A 20015-nucleotide genomic window follows, 5' to 3' on the forward strand; every position below is an offset into this window, starting at 1 on the left:
GAGTTCTTTTATGAGCGAAGCAATCAAAAAGCCTGTGGGCCCTGAAGGCATTATCCAGATGCAGGGCGTCAACAAGTGGTACGGCCAGTTCCACGTGTTGAAAGACATCAACCTCAACGTCAAACAGGGCGAGCGTATCGTGCTGTGCGGCCCGTCGGGTTCTGGCAAGTCCACCACCATTCGTTGCCTCAACCGCCTGGAAGAGCACCAGCAGGGCCGCATTGTGGTCGATGGTGTGGAGCTGACCAACGACCTCAAGCAGATCGAAGCGATCCGCCGTGAAGTCGGCATGGTATTCCAGCACTTCAACCTGTTCCCGCACCTGACCATCCTGCAGAACTGCACGCTGGCGCCGATGTGGGTGCGCAAGATGCCCAAGCGCAAGGCCGAGGAAATTGCCATGCATTACCTGGAGCGCGTGCGCATTCCGGAGCAGGCCCACAAGTTTCCGGGGCAGCTGTCCGGCGGCCAGCAACAGCGTGTGGCGATTGCCCGCGCACTGTGCATGAAGCCGAAAATCATGCTGTTCGACGAGCCGACGTCGGCACTCGACCCGGAGATGGTGAAAGAGGTTCTGGACACCATGATCGGCCTGGCCGAAGACGGCATGACCATGCTCTGCGTGACCCACGAAATGGGCTTCGCCCGCACCGTGGCCAACCGCGTGATCTTCATGGACAAGGGCGAGATCGTGGAACAGGCGGCGCCGAATGACTTCTTCGACAACCCGCAGAATGACCGGACCAAGTTGTTCTTGAGCCAGATTTTGCATTGATCGATAGGTGAATAAATAAACCCGGCTTAGTGCCGGGTTTATTTTTGCCTGTTGTTTTCAGGAGGCTTGCGCTGCGAGCTGTTGCGCGTCTTTTGCGATGAGCAGGCGGTTCAGGTCATCACCGACAGCAAGGGCTTCTACCTCGGCCAGCAGGTGCGGATGTTTATCCAGCAGGCGCATCAATGTGAGCAACGGTTCCGGCGGAAAAATCTCCGCCCGTTCATAGCGAGAGAATGCATTGTGCCCGCGGACGGTGAAGAGCCTCACTGCGTCTTTTTGTGTGAGGTGCAGTTTGCGGCGGATTCGCTTCATTTCGGCGGCGATTATTTTACGCGCGTCGATCAACAGCAGGTCGGACGCTTCTCCATAACGCTCTGCACTGTCGTCGTCGTGATCGAATTCAACTTCATGACAGACCTTGCATTCCCAGCCCGCAATTTCAGGGATATCTCGAACCATTCCCCGCGTGTTGATCGTGAAGGTGCGACCTTCGAAATGCTGCATTGCGTCATGGGCTCCGCAGCTCATGCATTGCTGGGTTCTCATAGGGTTTTCTCCTTAAAAGAGATTACGGGAGGACCACCGCCTGGGCGGTAAGTGACCTTGATGTAAATCTCCGTGCCGTAAATCTTGATCAGGTAGACGTCCTGCCATACCCGATGGTCTGCATAGGTCGTCATCGATTTGCACAACATTCGGTGCTCAAGGGCGCAGACCACATGATGCATTTGGTCCAGGCTCAATTCGAGCTGTCGAGCTCCCTCTCGGGCAGTTGCCGTGAACGCCCTGAAGCCCAACTTAATGACTTCAGCCTTCACCAACGCCAAATCGTAGTGAGGTGTGTACTTTTCCATAAGACACCTGAGCCCAATAATTACCCTTAGAGGGTAATTTTACCAATCGAAAATACTGCTCCTTTTCCTGCCTAAGAACCGTAGTGCGTTGCCTTTGTAGGTAACTCCGAATAGGCTGTAGGAAAATTCATCCCATGATTGGACGAAAGCGTAAAATCCATGACAGCTATCGCCCCCTTGATCAAACGCTCCCTGGTCGACCAAGCCCTGGAGCAATTGCGCCTGCGCATCAGCCAGGGCGCGTGGGCCATTGGCGAACGCCTGCCCACTGAGCCCGAGCTGTCTGCCGAGTTGGGCATCAGCCGCAATACCGTGCGTGAAGCCATGCGTGTCTTGGCGTTCTCCGGCTTGATCGAGATCCGCCAGGGCGACGGCAGTTACCTGCGCTCGATGACCGACCCGCTGGGCACGATGCGCGCGTTGTCCCACTGCACGCTGGAGCAGGCCCAGGAGACGCGGCAGATTCTGGAAGTGGAGGCGATCAGCCTCGCGGCATTGCGTCGGACCGAGGAAGACCTCAACGGTTTGCGCGAAGCGCTTGAAGCCAGCGGCGAGCTGTATCACGGTGACCTCGAGGCCTACATCAGCGCCGATCTGGTCTTCCACAAACGTTTGGTGGACGCTGCGCATAACCCGGCGCTGAGCGAGCTGTACCAATATTTCTCCGCCATCGTCGGCGCCCAGTTGCGTCAGACCTTGAACATCACTCCGCGCCGCCAGGCAGTGTTCGACCTGCATATCGCTTTGCTCGAAGCCGTCGAAAACCAAGACCCGGAACGCGCCAAATCCCTCTGCCGGCAGTTGATCAATGAACCCTGAAACCAGACTCGAAGAACTGTTGATCGACGCCGAAGCCGACGACGAGGTGGTGCAACACACCCCACCCGCGATGAGCCGCCCCTGGTTGCTGATCCTGGGGCTGGTCCTGGTGGCGATGAACCTGCGCCCGGCGCTGTCGAGCCTGTCGCCGTTGCTCAATGACGTATCGGCCAGCCTGGGGCTGTCGGCAGCCAAGGCCGGTCTGCTGACCACCTTGCCGGTGATGTGCCTGGGTTTGTTCGCGCCACTGGCGCCGATCCTGGCCCGGCGTTTTGGTGCCGAGCGAGTGGTGCTGGGGATTTTGCTGACGCTGGCCGGCGGCATCATCCTGCGCAGCTCGTTCGGCGAGGCGGGGCTGTTCGTTGGCAGCCTGATTGCCGGCGCCAGTATCGGCATCATCGGCGTGCTGCTGCCGGGCATCGTCAAGCGCGACTTCGCCAAACAGGCCGGGACCATGACCGGTGTCTACACCATGGCGCTGTGCCTGGGCGCGGCGCTGGCAGCGGGGGCCACGGTGCCGTTGAGTCACGCGTTCGGTGACAGCTGGAACATCGGCCTGGGGTTCTGGATCGTGCCCGCGGTGGTCGCGGCGTTGTTCTGGTTGCCACAGGTGGGGCAGAAACAGGGTGCCCATCAAGTGGCGTACAAGGTCAAAGGCCTGCTGCGCGATCCGCTGGCCTGGCAAGTGACCTTGTACATGGGCCTGCAATCGTCCCTGGCCTACATCGTGTTCGGCTGGGTGCCGTCGATCCTGATCAGCCGTGGCCTGAGCGCCACCGAAGCAGGCTTGCTGCTGTCCGGTTCGATCATCGTGCAACTGCTCAGCGCCCTGACCGCGCCGTGGCTGGCGACCCGGGGCAAGGACCAGCGGCTGGCCATCGTCGTGGTCATGCTGCTCACCCTCGGTGGTCTGTTTGGTTGCCTGTTTGCGCCATTGGACGGGCTGTGGGGCTGGGCCATTCTGCTGGGTTTGGGCCAGGGCGGTACGTTCAGCCTGGCGCTGACCCTGATCGTGCTGCGCTCGCGGGATTCCCACGTGGCCGCCAACCTCTCAGGCATGGCGCAGGGCATTGGTTATACGCTGGCGTCCATGGGCCCGTTGGCGGTGGGTGTGCTGCATGACTGGACCGGTGGCTGGGGTGCCACCGGTTGGGTGTTCGGCGTGATCGGGCTGGGCGCGATCATCGCCGGGTTGGGGGCTGGTCGTGCCCTGTATGTCGGGGTGACCAGCGAGAAGGTTTAGAGGTAACGCACGGTCAGGGTGACCGAGCCGTCAATGGGCACTTCTTCAGTGAGGGTCAGGCCACGAGTGGGGGCGATCAGGGGGCTGACGGTCATCTGGGCCTCGAAGGCCTGTACCGGGATGGGCGCGTAGGTGGTGTTGTCGGCAACCGAGGTGATGCGGTCTGGGCCAATGGCAAAGTGACGTTCCCAGGTGTTGCCGCCATCAAGCGAGTCAATCCCCCGGCTGGCCTGGCCATCGGCAAAGATCTTCTCCAGAAACATGGACATCGACCCCAGCTTTTCACTGCCGTTGATCAGGCCCAGGCCAAAGTAGGAGGATTGATCCATGGCCTCCGAGCCCGCACGGTTATCCTTGGGCTCGATGGCCATCAGCGTCGGTGCATCGCAGGTGACGGCGACTTGCGTGACAAAGTCGCCCAGCCAAGTGAAGTCGTCTGGCTTGAGGTCTTTGGAGGCGATCTTACCCAGTTCAATGCTCCCGCCATTGCCCAGGCTTGGCGTGCAGGCGCTCGGGGTAATCAATCCACGCACGGTCAAATCTGTGCTGGAGGCGGCAAAAGCATGACCGGTGCTGGCCAGTATCAGGGTAGCGATCAGGGTGTTCAGGGACTTGCTCACAGGGGTGTTCCTTCTAAGGGATGATCGGGCGTTACAGGTACACGACGGTCATGGTCAGGGAGCCGTCCAGTGGGACTTCGCTGGTCAGGGTGAGGTCTCGGGCCGGGGCGATGGCACCTGATACTTGCAGGCCCGTAACCAGGCGTTGTACCGGCACCGGGGCCAGTGTGTTCATGTCGGCGACGCTGGTCAGGCCATCGTCCACCAGTGCACTTTCGCGCTCCCAGGTGACGCCACCGTCGAAAGAGGCAATGCCGCGCACATTGACGTCATCCGCCATGGGCCCCGACATCGTCACCGTGAAGTAGCCGAGTTTCTCAGTGTCGTTGATCAGGCCAAGACCGAAGTTGTAGAAGTCCTGGCTCGACTCCGAGCCCGCCCGGTTGTCTTTCACTGCGACGGCAAACAACGTGCTGGCATCGCAGATCACGGTCATTTGCAGGTCTTGCCGGGTCAGATAGGTATGCTGGTCCGGGCGCAGGTCTTTGGCCGACAGCTTGCCGAAATCCACCAGGCCGCCATTGCTCAGGGCTGGTGTGCAAGCGCTTGGGGTGATCGTGCCTTTGACGCTCAGGTCGACACTGGAGGCCGCGAGAGCCTGGCCGGTGCTCGTCAGCAGCGCGGCGACCAACAGGTTACGAGTGATGCTCATGGTATTGCTCCTTCAGGGTTGGGGAAAAAACGCGAATTACAGGTACACAACTTCCAACGTGGCCGACCCGTCCATCGGCGTTTCCACGCTGAGGTCCAGGTTCTGCCGGGCGTTGATCGTGGCTTCCAGCTTCAGGGTGCTGGTCAGCGTCTGGATGGCCGACGGGCCGGCGGTGCTGCCGACCACGTCGGTGAAACCGAGCAGGCTGCGCGAGCCGACATCGATGGGATTGAGGTTCGCCATGCGCCAGGCCAATCCGCCGGTGGTGGATTCGGTGCCGTACACCACGGCCAGGTCATCGACTACGGTTTGCCTGGGGTCGAAGCTCACCGAGTACACGCCGATCTTGTTGCCGCTGGTGTCCAGGCCCAGGCCGTAGAAAATCTCGCTGTTGACGTGGGCCGTGCCGTCGCGGTTGTCGCGCATGCGCAGGGCGAAGCGGCCGGGCGCGTTGCAGTTGACGGTGAGGGTCAGGTACTTGTGGGGCAGGCGCGTGCCATTGGTGAGGTTGAGGTCATTGCGCGAGATCTTGCCGAAGTCGACCAGCCCACCGCCGGACAGCAGCGGCGTGCAGGCCATGGGCGTGATCAGGCCGGTGACGGCCAGGTCAACGGTGGAGGCGGCGTGCGCAGTGCCCGACAACAATGCCAAGGCAATCAGAAGGTGCTTCATGGGAAGGCTCCTAGAGGTAGTTGAGTTCGAGGGTGGCGGCGCCGTCGAGGCGCACTTCGCTGCCCAGGTCCAGCGTGCCCAGTGGTGCGATCACCGCTTCCAGGCTTGTGGTGGCGCTCATTTGCTGAATGGGCACGGGGCCGCTGGTGTTGCCGACGCTGGTGCTGAACCCCAGGAAACGGCTGGCGCCAATCGCCAACGGGTTGGCGCTCGCGCTGCTCCAGGGTGTGGTGCCGGTGGGGGAATCGGTTCGATAAAGCGCGGGAAAACTGTCGGCGGTGGTGCGCGCAGGGTCGAAGACCAACCGGTAGCGGCCGATTTTTTGTTGTTGGGCGTCGAGTCCCAGGCCGTAGGTGCTGTCGTCTCCCGGCCCGGTGGCCGAGCCTTGGCGGTTGTCCTGCAGGCGCAGGCTGAACGCGGTCGGAGCGTCGCAAGCCACGCTGACCACCAGTGGTCGTGCGGGCAGGGCCGTCTCTTTGTCGACGTTCAGGTCCATCACCGATAACTTGCCGAACGCCACTGTGCCGCCGTTGGACAGGCTCGGCGTACAAGCCGCAGGGGCGAAGCGGGCTTGCAGGCGCAACTCCCGCGAGCGTCCCGTGTGGATTGCATCGACCACGCCGCTGGTGTCCCAGGTGACGGTATCGCTGACGCGCAGGGCGTCTTGCCTGGCCCAGGCGCTGACCTCCAGTTGCAACGACAAGCTGCGCCCGCTGACCGGCACGCCGGCACGCATCGGCACGATGCCGTGTTCGGGGCGCCAGCGCAGGGTTGTTGCGCTGCTCACCGGCGGCTGGCCGCTGCCGGGCACCAGGCCCAACTCCACGGGCTGGCCGTCGAGCAAGGCGTCGCTGGCCCTCAGGCTGTAACTGCCACGGCTGCTGAATTGGAAGCGCTCGGTGCCGGCTGCCAGCCCGCGATAGAACAGGCTCAAGTCAGTGGGCGTGGGGCAGTTCAGCGTCAGGCTCAGGCGCCGTTCGCCCAACAGGTGCTCGGCCACGGCTACCGGCGATACCGCCCGGTTTACGAGGCCGAAATCCACGGCGGTTTCGCTCAGGTTCAACTGGCACTCATCCATGCCCCAGGCGTTTGCGCCCAGCAACAGGCTGGCGGACAACAAGGCAGGTTTCAGGCCCATGGTTAAGTTCCTCATGGCAGGCACCGCGCCGGTGCGGTTTCGTAATACACCTCGGGATCGCCCCGTTCGGGCAGGTCGAAATCCAGGCGGCAGCGAGGCCGGCCGGGGGCGCTGACCCACAGTTCGCGACGGTCCAGCACGTCCGGCAGGAACACTTGGCTGCCTTCCTGAACCAGGGTCACGAACTCGCCGTCGGCGGTGCTGATGGCGGCGCCACGCGGCAGGGGTTGGCCCTTGGCGTCGGTCACGTTCAACAGCGCGCGGCGTGTGAGGGCCACGCCGAACTTGACCTTGTCTACGGCGCCACGTCCGGCCGACAGCACGGCCAGGCCGTTGCTGATGTCGGCGTTGCGCGGCAGCGAGCGGGTGTGCACTTCCACCGGGCTGCGGCCGTAAGGGCTGAGCTGCGACACCACGGCCTGGCCTTGCCAGTCGGTCCACACCGGGCCACTGGGGGTGCTGACCTTGATGCCGGCCATGTCGCCTACCGACATCAGCGCAAAGGTCTCGCGCACCGGGTAGGGCGAAAAAGTCAGCCCCTCGCCGTGCAACACCACGCCACCGCGTGCGCCACCTTGATAGCTGGAGCGTTCCTGATTGTTGCGGGTGTAGTTGAAGTCCAACTGGCTGTAATACGGCAGCGTCGAGACACCGATGGATGACTCCACCTCACGGTCGCGGCTGTCACGTTCAACGCCCACCTGGTAGCTCAACTGGTCGTTGATCTGTTCGCTGACCCCGGCTCCGATGCGGTGATCGCCTCCGGCATTGCGCGCCCAGGCACGACCGCGGCGGCTCTCGCCCAGAGGCACGCTGATGTTCAGGTACACACTGTCATCGCTCTGCTGGCGGCCGCCCACTTGCCACTCGGCGCTGGCGGACACCGAAACACGTCCAAAACTGGTGCCCCACGACGCCAGCGCGCGGCTGCTGCTCTCACCGGTAAACGAGGACGAGCGCGAGATCCCGGCGCTGAATGCACCGAGCATCGGGTGTGACCAGGACGCCGTGGCGCTTTGCTGATCGCGATAGCGGGAGCGGCGTTGCTCACGGGTTTCGGTGGTGTAGGTAGAGTCCTCGAGGTCCCGGTAGCCAAGGCTGCGCCAGGAGCCGGCCGTGGTGATGGCCCAACGTTCGCCCAGGCGTTGGGACCACGACAGATCGGTTTGCACGCCCTGCTCGTTACCGTTGCGGGTGGCCTGGGCCGCTTGGGATGAGGCCTGGAACTGACTGTCCTGCCACGGCAGCCAGGCCAGGCTGGCACCCGCCGCGCGGTAATCCTCGGCGCCCAGTACACCGGCGCCCACGCTGACCTGTGGGTGCAATGCACCGCTCCAGCCACCACTGACCACCCAGGGTTCGGCGCCTTCACCGGCGCCGAGCTTGCGCACGCGTCCCGCCGCCACCGAGTAACCCGGCGCCGGCAAGCCGAGGCCAAGCATGGCGGCGGGCACGGTGAAGCGACGTTCTTCGCCGCTGCTTTCCTTGACCGTGACTTCCACATCGGAGCGACTGTTCAGGCGCCGTACATCGGTGAGGGAGAACGGCCCTGCCGGCACCACGGTGGAATGAATCAACGTACCGTTCTGACGGATCTCTACCTGGGCCGGGCTGTTGGCGATGCCGGTGATGGTGGCGCCCTGGTTCTGGTCCTGCAGGGCCGTCTCGGTGAGTACCTGGGCCCCGGTGATCTGTGCGCCGGCCAGTACCGGGTTGTAGAGGTTGATCTGCCCGGCCTGGAACACCGCTTGCTGTTCGGCGAAGGTACGCTGGGCGTAGGCATCCAGGTGGGTAGTGCGCGACACCTTGTCTTGCCAGGTGCGCACCTGGCGACTGCGTACGATCCAGTCACCGGCGTTGAAACCGACCTCGGTATTGGCCGAGCCGAAACGGCTAGTGTCGTCGCCGAATTCGTTGTACAGGCCGCTCAGGTCATAGTTCAGCAGCCCGGCGAACCCGCCGGTCTGGTAGCCGGACACATCGCGCACGGTCGGACGCAGCGCATCGGTGGGCACGACCAGCGACAGGCTGAGGGTGGCCGGGTCCTGCTCGATCACGGTCTGCGGGTAGGCCTCGAGAAAGGCATGGCATTCGGCATTGTCGGGCGGTACGCGCAAGTGGCCCGCATCCAGCAGAGGCTGGTTGAAACACAGCACGCCCTGCCCGTTGAACACCACATCGACCCGCCCACGTCGCTGGCCGTTTACGCTGAGGTTGAGGGCATGGCGCCCGGCCGTGAAGCGCGGGGCCTCCAGCAACAGGTTGGCCAATTGCGGGTCAATGCCGCGTTGGGCCAGGGTTTGCGGATCAAATGAGCCGGCGCGTTCATCGGCCAGGGCGGCAGCCGTTGGCAGCACGGTGCCCAGGCTCAGCGCAACGCCCGCCAGCCATTGGCGCGCCCGGGGTGATGAAACGCCAGGCACGGCTTCGCCGTCGCGATCAGTTATAACTGTGCTCACAAGTCGTACTCGAATAAGTGGAGGCAGGCCCGCGTCAATCCTTCGCGACGGGAGAGCTCCTGGTGACCTTCAATGGGAGGCCACTTCGTTATCAGGGCGCCGGCATTCGGCCCGCCGGCGCTGCGATCAAAGGGTGATCGGTGCTTCGTAAGGCGCCACTGCAAACCCGTAGACGGTGGCCGGTTGCATCTGCACGGTGCTGGCCTGGGCCTGGCTGGCGGCCACGCTCAAGGTCTCGCCGGGCAGCACATAGGTGCGCGGCAGCAACGCCGAGCCTTTGCCGGGCAGCAAGGTCAATTCCTGAGCCAGGCGGACCACGTAGGGCGTCGGGTTATTCACACTCAGTTGCTGGTTCTTCAGGCTCCAGACCAAGCCGGTCCAGGGCGTGCGATTCGGTGCGAGCCCCTTGGGGTGCAGAATCACCGGCAGGTTCTGGCGCACCGTCACGCCCACTCGCGCATGCCCGGCCTGGCCTTCGGCACGGCCCTGAGGCATGCCTTCGAAGATCACCCGTTTCAAGCGCTGGGTGGTCAGTGGCGTGGCCGATTGCAGGATGAAACGGATCAACTGGCTCTTGGACGGCTCGACCCGTGTCAGCGGCGGCGTGACAAACAGCAGTGGCGCCGGGTCTTCGGGAATGTCTTCGAGGGTGACGTGCAGCAAGGCGAGCTTGGCGTCGGTGTTGGTCACCGACACCGAGGCTTCGCCATCGGCCTCATTGACGATCACCACCGAAGTGTCCGGCACCATGCCATCGGCGAGCACAAGGGTGGGGCCCCACAACGTCAGCGCCAGCGCGGCAAGGTAGAGACAGGCATAGCGAACCAGGTTGAACACCCGTGTAATTATTTTGGCAACGCAAGGGAAGGGGAGCATGACTACAGATACCTCAGGTCTAGCACGATGGAGCCGTCCAACGGCACCTCTTGGTCGAGGGTCAGGTAGGCGGCGGCGTTGATCGACGTTTTGATTTCCAGCTTGGCGGTGAGCACGCTGTGCGGGTCCGGCACCAGCGTGCCGGGGTGCGCAAAGCCCATGTAGTTGTCCGGGTAGGCGTTGGTTTCGGGAAACCAGGTCAGGCCTCGATTGCTGGAGGCCAGCACAATGGTGCGTTGGCCATCGCCCACCGCTTCGCGAATGGCCAGGGCCACCGAGCCCAGGCGTTCAGCCGGGGCATGGACGTTGTTGCCCAGGCCGTAATAGAAGCCAGGGCCCACGGAGGAGTCGGCACGGTTATCCACACCGACCAGCACGAACAGCACGGGCTGGTTGCAGGTGACGTTCATGTCCAGCGTGCGCAGGGGCAGCTCGGTGAACTCGTACTGATTGAGCGAGCGGGCCGGCACTCGCCCGTGGTCGACAATACCGCTGGGCGACAGGACCGGTGTGCAGGCGCTCGGGGTGATGCTGCCGGTCAAGGTCACGTCGACCTTCGAGGCACACAGGGCGGAGGTGGCGGTCAGGCAGAGACCGAGCGTCATCAAGCAGCGTGGGAGCGTGTTCATGGTCTGATGTTGGAACCGTGTTGAGGGACATCCGTGAGTGCGGCGCTGGACGCAACCCAAGAGGCTGCGCCCGTTTTCCATTACAGGTATTTGACGGTCAGGGTCGTCGAACCGTCGATCGGCACTTCCTCGGTCAGGGTCAGGCTGTTGGCCGGGGCGATGAAGGGCGAGACAGTCAAATCGGCCACCAGCGACTGCACCGGAACGGGCGCGACGGTGGTGCTGTCGGCGACGGAGGTGATGCCGTTGTTGATCAGAGCCACCAGACGTGTCCAGGTCAGGCCATTGTCTCGCGAAGCAATGGGCCCCACATCGACGCCATCGGCCACCGCCGAGGTCATGGTCATGGCGAAGTAGCCCAGCTTTTCGGCGCCATTGACCAGGCCCAGGCCGAAGGCAGCGTCGTCGACGACGGAGGCCGAACCTGCCCGGTTGTCCTTGGGTTCAATGGCCATCAAGGTGGCGGCGTCACAGGTGACGGTCAGTTGCAAGGGGTGATCCGCGAGCGGGGTTTCTGTCGCGGCATTGAGGTCCTTGGCCGAAATCTTGCCGATCTCCACATTGCCGCCGCCGGACAGCGTCGGCTCGCAGGCACTTGGGGTGATCAATCCACGCACGGTCAGGTCCACGCTGGAGGCGGCCAGGGCAGTGCCGGTCCCGGTGAGCAGCAGGGTGGCGATCAGGGCATTCAGGGCTTTCATGGTGTTGCTCCTTTCAAGGCAAGCAGAGGGAAAAGGGTCACAAGTACTTGAGTTGCAGCGTGGCCTGGCCGTCCAGTGGCACCTCATCGAGCAGGGTCAGGTCGGTGGCGGGCACGATGATGGTGAATGCGCGCAGCCGGGCATTCAGGGTTTTCAGGGCGATGGGGGTGTTGGGGCCGTCGAGGGCGGCAAACGAGGTCAGTGCTTCATGCCCCAGGTAGATCGAAGCGGACCAGTTGGCGCCGCCGTTGCTTGAGGTGATGACCTTGACCGGTTTGTCATCGGCCACCGGGTCGAACAGCGAAAACGCCACGCTGCCCAATTTCTCTTTCTCGGCGGTCACGCCCAGGCCGTGGTGCCTCGGGTTGATGGCAGAGGTGCCCGCGCGGTTATCCACGGTGGTCAAGGTGAAAAAGGTCTCACCCTCGCACTGCACTTCAAGGCGCATCTCGGCCGGATCAAGCAACGTGGGGGAGCTGGGTTGCAGGTCCTTGGCGGTCATCTTGCCGTGATCGATCACGCCACCGTTCGACAGCACGGGGGCGCAGGCGCTGGGGGTAATGGTCCCGGAGACGCTCAGGTCCGTACTGCTGGCAGCGAACGCGCCAGGCGCAAGGGCGGCTAGCAGGAAGGCGAGGGTGGGTCTATCCATGGGCACAAGTCCTTGTAAGTTGGGGTTAAGGGTGACGGCGCTACAGGTAAATCAGGTCCAGCGTGGCTGAGCCGTCCAGTGGCACTTCACGATCCAGGGTCAGGCCCTGGGCCGGTGCGATCAGCGTGCTCACACGTATTTGCACGCGTAGCGCCTGGATCGGCAGCGGGCTCCAGACGCCGGAAGAAGCGTCCCCGAACGCGGCCAGTCGCAGCGGGGGCAAGGCGACGTTCTCTTCAACCTCGCTCCAGCTTTGGCCGTTGTCTGATGACTGCAATTGGGTGATGGGCGTGTTCTCTGCCAAGGGGCTATGCAAGGTGGTGTGGAACACGCCGATCCGCTCGCTGGCGTTGGTCAGTCCGAGCCCGAAACCGTAGGGCTCGGCCGCGCTGGAGCCGGCACGGTTATCGGTGAGCCTCAAGGCAAACAGGGTCGGGCCCTGACAGTCGACGGCCGCGGGCAACTGAGTGAGCGGCAGTTGGGTGAACGACTCACGGTTCAGATCGCGGGCGGCGATCTTGCCGTAGTCGATCAGCCCCTCCTGGGCCAGGCTCGGGGTACACGCGCTGGGGGTGATGATGCCGCGTACCGCCAGGTCGACGTTGCTGGCGGCGAACGCTGCGGAGGCCAGGTTGAGCACGAGGCCGAACGTGCCGCAACGGCACAGCGTTGAGGCCTTCATAGGTAGCGCAGCTCAAAGGTGGCGGACCCGTCCAGGGGAATGGTTTCGCCTGCCGGGATCTGGCTTTTGGGAAAAATGTAGGGTTGGACGATGAGGTCCAGCGCGACATCTGTCAGGGGAACAGGAGCGCGTATGCCGGAAGTCTGATTACCAAAAGCACTGAGTGTGTTGGCCGGTACCTGCCGTTCGGAGTTGTAGATCCAGGTCGAGCCGTTATCCAGGGAGTAGATCGGGTAGGCGGTGGGGTCGTCGGTGACCACGTTTTCCATGGTCAGAAAATACGTGGCGATCCAGTTTGTCGGGCTGATCCGCCCCAGTACGAAGGATATGGCGGGACCTGCGATGGAGGATCGATTGTCCTGTGCGTCCAACGCGAACAGGCTCGAACCTTCGCAATTGACCGCCAACTTGAAGAGGGTCCTGGGCAGTTCGGTGACCCCGGTCGGGTCCAGGTCCTGAGCCGAGATCTTGCCGTAGTCCACCAGCCCGCCGTTGCTCAGGCTGGGAGTGCAGGCGCTCGGCGTAATCGCGCCTTTTACCGAAAGGTCCACGGAGCTTGCGGCCAGCGCGAGCGTTCCGTGGGCGATCAGCAAAACGCCGGCGAGGGCGATGAGTGAGTCTTTCATGTGAGCGGTATTCCTATGCAAGAGCCAGGGAGGCAGGTCGGCGCGGTGAAGTTGCCCAGGGTTTTGTATTTATTGAGGGCACGCGCCGTTACAGGGAAAGCGGGAGAGAATTTATCGCCGGGGCGCAGGTCGGGAAATGCAACTAATACGAATGACAGGGTGGCAATGACAGGAGGCGGCGGGGTTATTGGAATAACAGGCTTTATCAGGTGTTGTCGTAGTTGTTGTATCGCTGCCGGCTATGTATTCGGATATTTTTCGCGATCTTTAATTGCCCGGGTCTCTTTATCAGGATTGGGGCCGTCGTCTTGTTGCGAAAAGTCCGGGCGAACTGATCGCCCTTTTAGAGGGCGCCATGCCTGCTCACTTTCCAGCGCGAGGTTCGAGCGAGCCAGTTGCTGATATTGATGTGCCCCAAGTGCGTGTCTTGGTGGTGGACGACCACCAGACTTATCGTTTTCTACTGGGATCGCTGCTCGAAAGACTCGGCGTTGCTTATCAGTGTTGTTGCAATGGTCAGGAAGCGCTGAAACGGCTGACTACCGAGTGTTTCGACCTGATGATCAGTGATTGCCGCATGCCGGTCATGGACGGTTACGCGTTGACTCGAGAGCTGCGGATACGTGAGCAGGTCCAGGGGCGGCCGCCCATGATTGTGCTAGGGCTGACGGGGGGGCTCGGACCGGAAGAGATCCGTCAATGTGTGGCGTGTGGAATGGACGGCTGGCTGATCAAGCCCATCGGGTTCGCCCAGTTGCGCGATGTGCTGTGCTACTGGCTGTCGTCGCCGAAGTCATCGACTTCTGCCACGCCTGCGGCCTTGCCCGGTGGCACTCTGCCAAGTCGCGCCAGTTTGATCGCGGCGTTCGGCACGTGGGAGGTGGTGGAGCCGATGTTGCTGAGCCTGGTGCAGGAGGCCGATGCGGACCTCGCCGTGCTGGCCCACGCGCAAGTCACCCGGGACGCGAATATGGCTGCCCAACGTTTGCACCGGTTGGTGGGCAGCGTTGCGTTCTTGGGTGCTAGCGGCCTGGAGGCGAGGGCAGTGGACCTGATCAAACGAGTACGGGTAAACGGCGTGGCAATGAATACTCCGGCATTGAGGATGTTCTGCCACGATGTCGAGCGGTATCTGAATTATCTTACGCAAATTTGAAGGAATACATACTTTGTCGTGTAGTACTTTTCTGTATTCCATTTCTCTTAATTGTGTAGGTATTAGTTCGAGGTGCTTTAAATACGGGGTAGAGCGCTTAATGATGAGTTATTACCTGTTGTTGCAGAAAAGCGATCGGGGTATTTTGCCAGTCTCAAACTGCCATCATGGAAAAACCAATGATCCGCATCATTATTGCTGACGATCACCCTATTGTTCGTGTTGGGCAAAAGGTAGTGATCGAGGCAAGTGGCAAGTGCAAAGTGGTCGGCGAAGCCGACGGGCCCGATCAATTGTTGGAGTTGGTCAACCGTGTGCCCTGCGACGTGATAGTGACCGACTTCGCCATGCCGGGAAATCAGCAGGCCGATGGGTATGGCCTGTTGGGTTTGTTGAACCGAAAATACCCGGCGGTACCGGTCATCCTGGTGACCATGTTTGCCAATGTCGCCACGCTGCGCGCGGCATTCAGCCATGGCGCGCGCGGCGTGATCGCCAAAAGCGCTTCCGCCAGGGAGCTGCCCCAGGCTCTGAATGCCGTGGTACAGGGCCGACAATTCGTCAGCGAATGCCTGCGCGTGCAATTGGACCAGGTGTGTGGTTCGCAACCGACCCAGACGCCAACCCTGTCCGGCAAGGAACAGGAGGTTGTGCGCATGCTCGCCAGCGGTATGACCGTCAGCCAGATTGCTGCGCGGGTTAATCGCAGTATTTCAACTATCAGCAAACAAAAGAGCACGGCGATGCACCGGCTGTGTATATCTACCGATGTCGATTTGTTCGCCTATGCACGGGAGACGGGGATGGTGCCTTAGTTAACGGATGGTCGAGGATCAAGTTGCAGGCTCGCACGCTTAAAAGATCATTCGTTGAGTTTGTTCAGGCCGTTGTTAGATAAGGGTCAGGCTTTGTGGCGTGATTAAAAGTAGATTGCGCTGCACCACATCTACCTCATTTGCGCGGTAAATGGGCATGGCTTTGCGCCCGCGGGCAGACTATCGTGCGACACGGATAACCCCAGCGAACGGAGCCTGCCCATGAGTGATGCCCACACCGCCCTGATCAACCATTTCTACCAGGCCTTCCAACGCCTGGACGCCGAAGCCATGGCGGCCTGTTATACCGACGATGTGCTATTCAGCGACCCGGCTTTCGGTGAGCTGCGCGGCCGTGACGCCAGTGACATGTGGCGCATGCTCACCACCCGCGCCAAGGACTTTTCCCTGACTTTCGATAACGTGCGCAGTGATGAGCGCAGCGGCGGCGCACATTGGGTGGCGACCTACCTGTTCAGCGCCACCGGCAACACGGTGGTCAACGATATCCAGGCGCGCTTTGTGTTTCGCGACGGCAAGATCTGTGAGCACCACGACAGCTTCGACTTGTGGCGCTGGTCGCGCCAGGCCTTGGGCACCAAGGGCCTGTTGCTCGGTTGGACACCGCTGGTGAAAAACGCCGTGCGCACCCAAGCCCTGCGTGGTTTGAAGGCATTCCAGGCCAGTCGTTGATAAGCTGGGGGCTCTTCTGGTTTTGCCGGCTCGACCTGTGACTGACACTTCTGAACCCAAACCCTGGTTTGTCTACCTGGTACGCGCCGCCAATGGCTCACTGTACTGCGGCATCAGCAACGACCCGTTGCGCCGCTTTGCCATGCACCAGAGCGGCAAGGGCGCGCGGTTCTTCCTGTCCAGCCCCGCCGTGGCGCTGGTGTACACCGAGCAGTGCGCGAGCAAGGGCGAGGCGTTGCGTCAGGAACGCCTGATCAAGAAGCTCAAGAAGAGCGCCAAGGAGTGCCTGGCGGCAACCGGCTCATCCATTTGACTGATGGGTTTCAATTACACCCACGGGCATTTTTGCAGGCTAAGCTAGCGGCTCACTTCTCAAGCGGAGCCTGGCATGTCTGAGTTGATCCTCCACCACTACCCGCAATCTCCTTTCGCCGAAAAAGCCCGGTTGCTGTTGGGTTTCAAAGGGCTGTCCTGGCATTCGGTGAATATCCCGCCAATGCTGCCCAAGCCTGATCTGACCGCATTGACCGGTGGCTATCGCAAAACGCCCGTGTTGCAGGTTGGCGCAGACGTTTATTGCGACACGGCACTGATCGCCCGTCGTCTGGAACAGGAAAAAGCCACGCCGGCGCTGTTTCCACTCGGTCAGGAAATGAATGCCCAGGCGTTTGCCTTCTGGGCCGACAACGTGGTGTTTCACCATGCCGTAAGCCTGGTGTTCCAGCCGGAATCGCTGGCGGTGCGTTTTGCCAAATTGCCGCCTGAAATATTGCAGGCGTTGGCCGCCGACCGTGTCGGGTTGTTCACCGGTGGCACCGCGAACAAGATCCCGCCCGAGTTGGCCCGGCATCAGTGGCCCGCGCTCATGCTGAGGGTAGAGCAGCAATTGCAGCATGAGCAGGGTGATTTTCTGTTCGGCGAGCCGTCGATTGCCGACTTTGCCCTGGCGCACCCGTTATGGTTTCTCAAAGGCTCGCCAGTGACGGCGCCGTTGGTGGACGAGTATCCGGCGGCGGTTGCCTGGTTGGGACGCGTGCTGGGCTTCGGCCACGGGACCCCCAGCGAAATGAGCGCCGAGCAGGCGCTGGAGATCGCGCGTAACGCCACACCGGCCGCTCTGCCGGATGAGGTTTTTGTGGATCCCAATGGCTTTAAACCGGGCCAGCAGGTCACCATCAGCGCGACGGACTACGGTGTCGACCCGATCGCCGGCGAGTTGCTGTTTGCCGGGCGTGAAGAGCTGATCCTGCGCCGTCACGGCGAACGCAGCGGCACGGTGCATGTGCATTTCCCACGCTTGGGTTTTCGCATTCAGGCGCAATAAACAAAATTATTTTCAAAACGGGGTGAGGTAAATCCACCGCCCAACCGTGTAGTGCTTGAAACTGCGATCTATTCGCATTAACAGCGTTTTCTACACGGGTTCTCAGAGCATGAAGTCGACGGCGGGCGGTTGGGTTAAACAGTGGCTGGGAGCCTCGGTATTGGCGGTGTCGGGGCTGGCGTTGCTGCCCCTGGCGGTGGCGCAGGCGCAAGAACAACAGAGCGCCCAGTTCAACTTTGCCCTGGCAGCCAAGCCGCTGCCTCAGGCTCTGGCGGATTTCAGCCGGGTCACCGGGATCAGCGTGATCTACACCGATGAAGCGCCGTACGGCTTGAGCGCTCCGGCGGTCAGCGGGCAGATGAGCGCAACCCAGGCCTTGCAACGCTTGCTGGGCAACTCGGGCTTTACCTTCCGCCAGATCGACGCCCGCACCCTGGCCCTGGAGCCGGTGCCCACCGACGGTGCCGTCAACCTCGGCGCCACCACCATCAGCGGCGCCAACCCGGCGCAAGACACCACCAGCTACCAGCCGCCGCCCACCTGCTCGGTCATGCGTTCCCACGGCTTGCTGCTGGAAACCCCGCAAACCGTCAACGTGGTGCCCGCCCAAGTGCTGCGCGATCAACAGCCGCGCAACCTGGACGACGCCCTGGGCAACATCAGTGGCATCACCCAGGCCAACACCCTCGGCAGCACTCAGGACGCGGTGATGCTGCGCGGCTTTGGCGACAACCGTAACGGCTCGATCATGCAGGACGGCATGCCTGTGGTGCAGGGCCGGGCGCTCAACTCCACCGCCGAGCGCGTCGAAGTGCTCAAGGGGCCTTCGTCGTTGTTGTATGGCATTCAGGACCCGGGGGGCGTGGTCAATATCGTCAGCAAAAAGCCTGAACTGGTGCAATCCACTTCCCTGACGGCGCGCGGCTCGACCTTCGGCGACGGCAAGAATGGCAGCGGCGGCAACCTCGACACCACCGGGCCCATTGGCGACAGCGGCCTGGCGTATCGCCTGATCGTCGACCATGAAGACGAAGATTACTGGCGTAACTACGGCACTCACCGCGAGACGCTGGTGGCGCCGTCCCTGGCCTGGTATGGCGACACCACCAAGGTGGTGGCTGCCTATGAGCACCGCGAGTTTCTTTCGCCATTCGACCGTGGCACCGCCATCGACCCCAAGACCAACCACCCGCTGAACATCCCCGCGACCCGCCGTCTGGATGAGCCGTTCAACAACATGGAAGGGCGTTCCGACCTGTACCGCCTGGAAGTCGATCACGACTTGAATGACGACTGGAAAGCCCACTTCGGCTACAGCTGGAACCGCGAAACCTACGACGCCAGCCAGGTGCGTGTGGTCAAGGTCAACACCAACGGCACCCTGACCCGCAGCATGGACGGCACCCAGGGCGCGCTGACCACCGACCGCTTCGCCACGGCCAGCCTCGAAGGCAAGGTCAATGCCGCCGGGATGCAGCATGACCTGGTGTTCGGCCTGGACGACGAGTACCGCAAAATCTACCGCGCCGACCTGATTCGCCAGGCGCCGCGTGGCACCTTCAACTACAACGACCCGGTGTACGGCAACGAAGTGGCCGGTACCAAGGTCAGTGCGCCGGACAGCAACCAGATGGACCAGTTGCGCAGCGACTCGCTGTTCTTCCAGGACGCCATTCACCTGAACGACCAGTGGATTCTGGTGGGCGGCGCACGCTACCAGATGTACGACCAATACGCCGGCAAGGGCGTGCCCTTCACCGCCAACACCGATGGCAACGGCCAGAAGTGGGTACCGCGTGCAGGGCTGGTGTACCGCTACACCGATGAATTGTCGTTCTACGGCAGCTACACCGAGTCGTTCAAACCCAACTCCACCATCGCACCGCTGGCCAACAAAAGCGTGCTGGACGGCAGCCTGGAGCCGGAGCAATCCAAGGCCTGGGAGCTGGGCACCAAGTTCGATATGCCGGGGCGCATCACCGCAAGCGCGGCGTTGTTCAACATCGAAAAACGTAACGTGCTGGTGCAGGTCGGCGACGGCCTGGCGGCTGTCTACAGCGTGGCGGGCAAAGTCCGCTCGCGCGGCCTGGAACTGGACGCCAGCGGTCAGTTGACCGACAAATGGAGCCTGATCGGCAGCTACGCCTACACCGACGCCGAGGTCACCGAAGACCCGACGCTCAAGGGCAACCGCCTGCAGAACGTGGCGAAAAATACCGGTTCGCTGTCGGCCGTCTACGACTTCGGCAGCATCCTGGGCGGCGACCAACTGCGCGTCGGTGCCGGTGCGCGTTATGTCGGCGAGCGGGCAGGGGACGCGGCCAACAGCTTCGAACTGCCGAGCTACACCGTGGCCGATGCGTTCGCCAGTTATGACACCAAGGTGGACGGACAGAAGGTCAAGTTCCAGCTCAACGTGAAGAACCTGTTTGATCGCACGTATTACACCTCCTCGGTGAACACCCAGTTTGTGTCGATCGGAGATGCGCGGCAGGTGTCGGTCTCCAGCACCCTCACGTTCTAACCTGGCGGCGGTGCTGTTGTGGCGACCGGGCTAGTTGTGGCGAGCGGGCTTGCCCCGCGTTGGGTGGCGGAGCCGCCCCAATAAAGCCACCGCATACTGTCAGGC

Annotated in this window: 22 protein-coding genes; 9 read left to right on the forward strand and 13 right to left on the reverse strand. The window is 62.2% G+C overall.

All coding sequences use genetic code 11. The features are described 5' to 3' along the window. Nucleotides 1-10 precede the first annotated feature (10 nt). Nucleotides 11-775, forward strand: coding sequence for an amino acid ABC transporter ATP-binding protein (locus tag ATI14_RS12330; RefSeq protein WP_003221897.1), 765 nt, complete (start codon nucleotides 11-13; stop codon nucleotides 773-775). Between the two features lie 57 nt (nucleotides 776-832). Here ATI14_RS12330 and ATI14_RS12335 read toward each other — a convergent pair whose 3' ends face one another. Further along, nucleotides 833-1321, reverse strand: coding sequence for a type II toxin-antitoxin system MqsA family antitoxin (locus ATI14_RS12335; RefSeq protein ID WP_016974568.1), 489 nt, complete (start codon nucleotides 1319-1321; stop codon nucleotides 833-835). Then, nucleotides 1318-1629, reverse strand: coding sequence for a type II toxin-antitoxin system MqsR family toxin (locus tag ATI14_RS12340; protein WP_080519885.1), 312 nt, complete (start codon nucleotides 1627-1629; stop codon nucleotides 1318-1320). The genes ATI14_RS12335 and ATI14_RS12340 overlap by 4 nt, the downstream gene beginning before the upstream one ends. A 159-nt stretch (nucleotides 1630-1788) precedes the next feature. Between ATI14_RS12340 and ATI14_RS12345 the strand changes: the two genes are divergently transcribed. Then, the gene (locus ATI14_RS12345) at nucleotides 1789-2448 is read left to right on the forward strand and encodes a FadR/GntR family transcriptional regulator (protein WP_016974570.1); all 660 of its coding nucleotides are present in this window, start codon (nucleotides 1789-1791) and stop codon (nucleotides 2446-2448) included. After that, on the forward strand, nucleotides 2438-3691 hold the full coding sequence (locus ATI14_RS12350; protein WP_080519886.1) for a CynX/NimT family MFS transporter: 1254 nt from the start codon (nucleotides 2438-2440) through the stop codon (nucleotides 3689-3691). The genes ATI14_RS12345 and ATI14_RS12350 overlap by 11 nt, the downstream gene beginning before the upstream one ends. On the opposite strand, the gene ATI14_RS12355 is transcribed toward ATI14_RS12350, so the two are convergent. The 11 genes from ATI14_RS12355 to ATI14_RS12405 form a co-directional block, all read right to left on the reverse strand. After that, nucleotides 3688-4311, reverse strand: a complete 624-nt coding sequence (locus ATI14_RS12355; RefSeq protein WP_016974572.1) for a DUF1120 domain-containing protein — start codon at nucleotides 4309-4311, stop codon at nucleotides 3688-3690. The genes ATI14_RS12350 and ATI14_RS12355 overlap by 4 nt on opposite strands. A gap of 31 nt (nucleotides 4312-4342) precedes the next feature. Then, entirely contained in the window at nucleotides 4343-4963 is a 621-nt protein-coding gene (locus ATI14_RS12360; RefSeq protein ID WP_016974573.1) for a DUF1120 domain-containing protein, read from the reverse strand. Between the two features lie 36 nt (nucleotides 4964-4999). Further along, a complete protein-coding gene (locus ATI14_RS12365; protein ID WP_016974574.1) occupies nucleotides 5000-5635 on the reverse strand; it encodes a DUF1120 domain-containing protein in 636 nt (211 codons plus the stop codon). A gap of 10 nt (nucleotides 5636-5645) precedes the next feature. Further along, nucleotides 5646-6773 (reverse strand): DUF1120 domain-containing protein, encoded by a 1128-nt coding sequence (locus ATI14_RS12370; RefSeq protein ID WP_016974575.1) that lies wholly within the window; start codon nucleotides 6771-6773, stop codon nucleotides 5646-5648. Between the two features lie 11 nt (nucleotides 6774-6784). Continuing rightward, nucleotides 6785-9232 (reverse strand): fimbria/pilus outer membrane usher protein, encoded by a 2448-nt coding sequence (locus ATI14_RS12375; RefSeq protein ID WP_016974576.1) that lies wholly within the window; start codon nucleotides 9230-9232, stop codon nucleotides 6785-6787. Nucleotides 9233-9358: 126 nt separating this feature from the next. Continuing rightward, nucleotides 9359-10108: a fimbria/pilus chaperone family protein gene (locus ATI14_RS12380; RefSeq protein WP_165448240.1), complete on the reverse strand. Its 750-nt coding sequence runs from the start codon at nucleotides 10106-10108 to the stop codon at nucleotides 9359-9361. A gap of 2 nt (nucleotides 10109-10110) precedes the next feature. After that, nucleotides 10111-10713, reverse strand: a complete 603-nt coding sequence (locus tag ATI14_RS12385) for a DUF1120 domain-containing protein (protein WP_016974578.1) — start codon at nucleotides 10711-10713, stop codon at nucleotides 10111-10113. Between the two features lie 104 nt (nucleotides 10714-10817). Further along, nucleotides 10818-11438: a DUF1120 domain-containing protein gene (locus ATI14_RS12390; protein ID WP_016974579.1), complete on the reverse strand. Its 621-nt coding sequence runs from the start codon at nucleotides 11436-11438 to the stop codon at nucleotides 10818-10820. A gap of 37 nt (nucleotides 11439-11475) precedes the next feature. Then, nucleotides 11476-12090, reverse strand: a complete 615-nt coding sequence (locus ATI14_RS12395) for a DUF1120 domain-containing protein (protein ID WP_016974580.1) — start codon at nucleotides 12088-12090, stop codon at nucleotides 11476-11478. 40 nt (nucleotides 12091-12130) lie between these two features. Continuing rightward, the gene (locus tag ATI14_RS12400) at nucleotides 12131-12772 is read right to left on the reverse strand and encodes a DUF1120 domain-containing protein (RefSeq protein ID WP_016974581.1); all 642 of its coding nucleotides are present in this window, start codon (nucleotides 12770-12772) and stop codon (nucleotides 12131-12133) included. After that, a complete protein-coding gene (locus tag ATI14_RS12405; RefSeq protein ID WP_016974582.1) occupies nucleotides 12769-13398 on the reverse strand; it encodes a DUF1120 domain-containing protein in 630 nt (209 codons plus the stop codon). The genes ATI14_RS12400 and ATI14_RS12405 overlap by 4 nt, the downstream gene beginning before the upstream one ends. Before the next feature lie 355 nt (nucleotides 13399-13753). Between ATI14_RS12405 and ATI14_RS12410 the strand changes: the two genes are divergently transcribed. From ATI14_RS12410 to ATI14_RS12435, 6 genes are all read left to right on the forward strand, one after another. Next, nucleotides 13754-14554 carry a response regulator gene (locus tag ATI14_RS12410; RefSeq protein ID WP_016974583.1) on the forward strand — a complete coding sequence of 267 codons (801 nt, stop codon included), beginning with the start codon at nucleotides 13754-13756 and terminating at the stop codon, nucleotides 14552-14554. 179 nt (nucleotides 14555-14733) lie between these two features. Next, nucleotides 14734-15369, forward strand: a complete 636-nt coding sequence (locus tag ATI14_RS12415; protein ID WP_016974584.1) for a response regulator — start codon at nucleotides 14734-14736, stop codon at nucleotides 15367-15369. A 222-nt stretch (nucleotides 15370-15591) separates the two neighbouring features. Further along, a complete protein-coding gene (locus ATI14_RS12420; RefSeq protein ID WP_016974585.1) occupies nucleotides 15592-16062 on the forward strand; it encodes a nuclear transport factor 2 family protein in 471 nt (156 codons plus the stop codon). A 37-nt stretch (nucleotides 16063-16099) separates the two neighbouring features. Further along, nucleotides 16100-16375, forward strand: a complete 276-nt coding sequence (locus ATI14_RS12425; RefSeq protein ID WP_016974586.1) for a GIY-YIG nuclease family protein — start codon at nucleotides 16100-16102, stop codon at nucleotides 16373-16375. Nucleotides 16376-16450: 75 nt separating this feature from the next. After that, a complete protein-coding gene (locus ATI14_RS12430; protein ID WP_016974587.1) occupies nucleotides 16451-17386 on the forward strand; it encodes a glutathione S-transferase family protein in 936 nt (311 codons plus the stop codon). A gap of 109 nt (nucleotides 17387-17495) precedes the next feature. After that, the gene (locus ATI14_RS12435) at nucleotides 17496-19910 is read left to right on the forward strand and encodes a TonB-dependent siderophore receptor (protein WP_016974588.1); all 2415 of its coding nucleotides are present in this window, start codon (nucleotides 17496-17498) and stop codon (nucleotides 19908-19910) included. Nucleotides 19911-20015: the final 105 nt, after the last annotated feature.

The sequence above is a fragment of the Pseudomonas tolaasii NCPPB 2192 genome, assembly GCF_002813445.1.
GTDB classification, from domain to species: Bacteria; Pseudomonadota; Gammaproteobacteria; order Pseudomonadales; family Pseudomonadaceae; genus Aquipseudomonas; species Aquipseudomonas tolaasii.

Coding starts and splice junctions, on each gene's coding strand:
- ATI14_RS12330 (WP_003221897.1), top strand. CDS start 11: ATGAGCGAAGCAATCAAAAAGCCTGTGGGCCCTGAAGGCATTATCCAG.
- ATI14_RS12335 (WP_016974568.1), bottom strand. CDS start 1,321: ATGAGAACCCAGCAATGCATGAGCTGCGGAGCCCATGACGCAATGCAG.
- ATI14_RS12340 (WP_080519885.1), bottom strand. CDS start 1,629: ATGGAAAAGTACACACCTCACTACGATTTGGCGTTGGTGAAGGCTGAA.
- ATI14_RS12345 (WP_016974570.1), top strand. CDS start 1,789: ATGACAGCTATCGCCCCCTTGATCAAACGCTCCCTGGTCGACCAAGCC.
- ATI14_RS12350 (WP_080519886.1), top strand. CDS start 2,438: ATGAACCCTGAAACCAGACTCGAAGAACTGTTGATCGACGCCGAAGCC.
- ATI14_RS12360 (WP_016974573.1), bottom strand. CDS start 4,963: ATGAGCATCACTCGTAACCTGTTGGTCGCCGCGCTGCTGACGAGCACC.
- ATI14_RS12365 (WP_016974574.1), bottom strand. CDS start 5,635: ATGAAGCACCTTCTGATTGCCTTGGCATTGTTGTCGGGCACTGCGCAC.
- ATI14_RS12370 (WP_016974575.1), bottom strand. CDS start 6,773: ATGGGCCTGAAACCTGCCTTGTTGTCCGCCAGCCTGTTGCTGGGCGCA.
- ATI14_RS12380 (WP_165448240.1), bottom strand. CDS start 10,108: ATGCTCCCCTTCCCTTGCGTTGCCAAAATAATTACACGGGTGTTCAAC.
- ATI14_RS12385 (WP_016974578.1), bottom strand. CDS start 10,713: ATGACGCTCGGTCTCTGCCTGACCGCCACCTCCGCCCTGTGTGCCTCG.
- ATI14_RS12390 (WP_016974579.1), bottom strand. CDS start 11,438: ATGAAAGCCCTGAATGCCCTGATCGCCACCCTGCTGCTCACCGGGACC.
- ATI14_RS12395 (WP_016974580.1), bottom strand. CDS start 12,090: ATGGATAGACCCACCCTCGCCTTCCTGCTAGCCGCCCTTGCGCCTGGC.
- ATI14_RS12400 (WP_016974581.1), bottom strand. CDS start 12,772: ATGAAGGCCTCAACGCTGTGCCGTTGCGGCACGTTCGGCCTCGTGCTC.
- ATI14_RS12405 (WP_016974582.1), bottom strand. CDS start 13,398: ATGAAAGACTCACTCATCGCCCTCGCCGGCGTTTTGCTGATCGCCCAC.
- ATI14_RS12410 (WP_016974583.1), top strand. CDS start 13,754: ATGCCTGCTCACTTTCCAGCGCGAGGTTCGAGCGAGCCAGTTGCTGAT.
- ATI14_RS12415 (WP_016974584.1), top strand. CDS start 14,734: ATGATCCGCATCATTATTGCTGACGATCACCCTATTGTTCGTGTTGGG.
- ATI14_RS12420 (WP_016974585.1), top strand. CDS start 15,592: ATGAGTGATGCCCACACCGCCCTGATCAACCATTTCTACCAGGCCTTC.
- ATI14_RS12430 (WP_016974587.1), top strand. CDS start 16,451: ATGTCTGAGTTGATCCTCCACCACTACCCGCAATCTCCTTTCGCCGAA.
- ATI14_RS12435 (WP_016974588.1), top strand. CDS start 17,496: ATGAAGTCGACGGCGGGCGGTTGGGTTAAACAGTGGCTGGGAGCCTCG.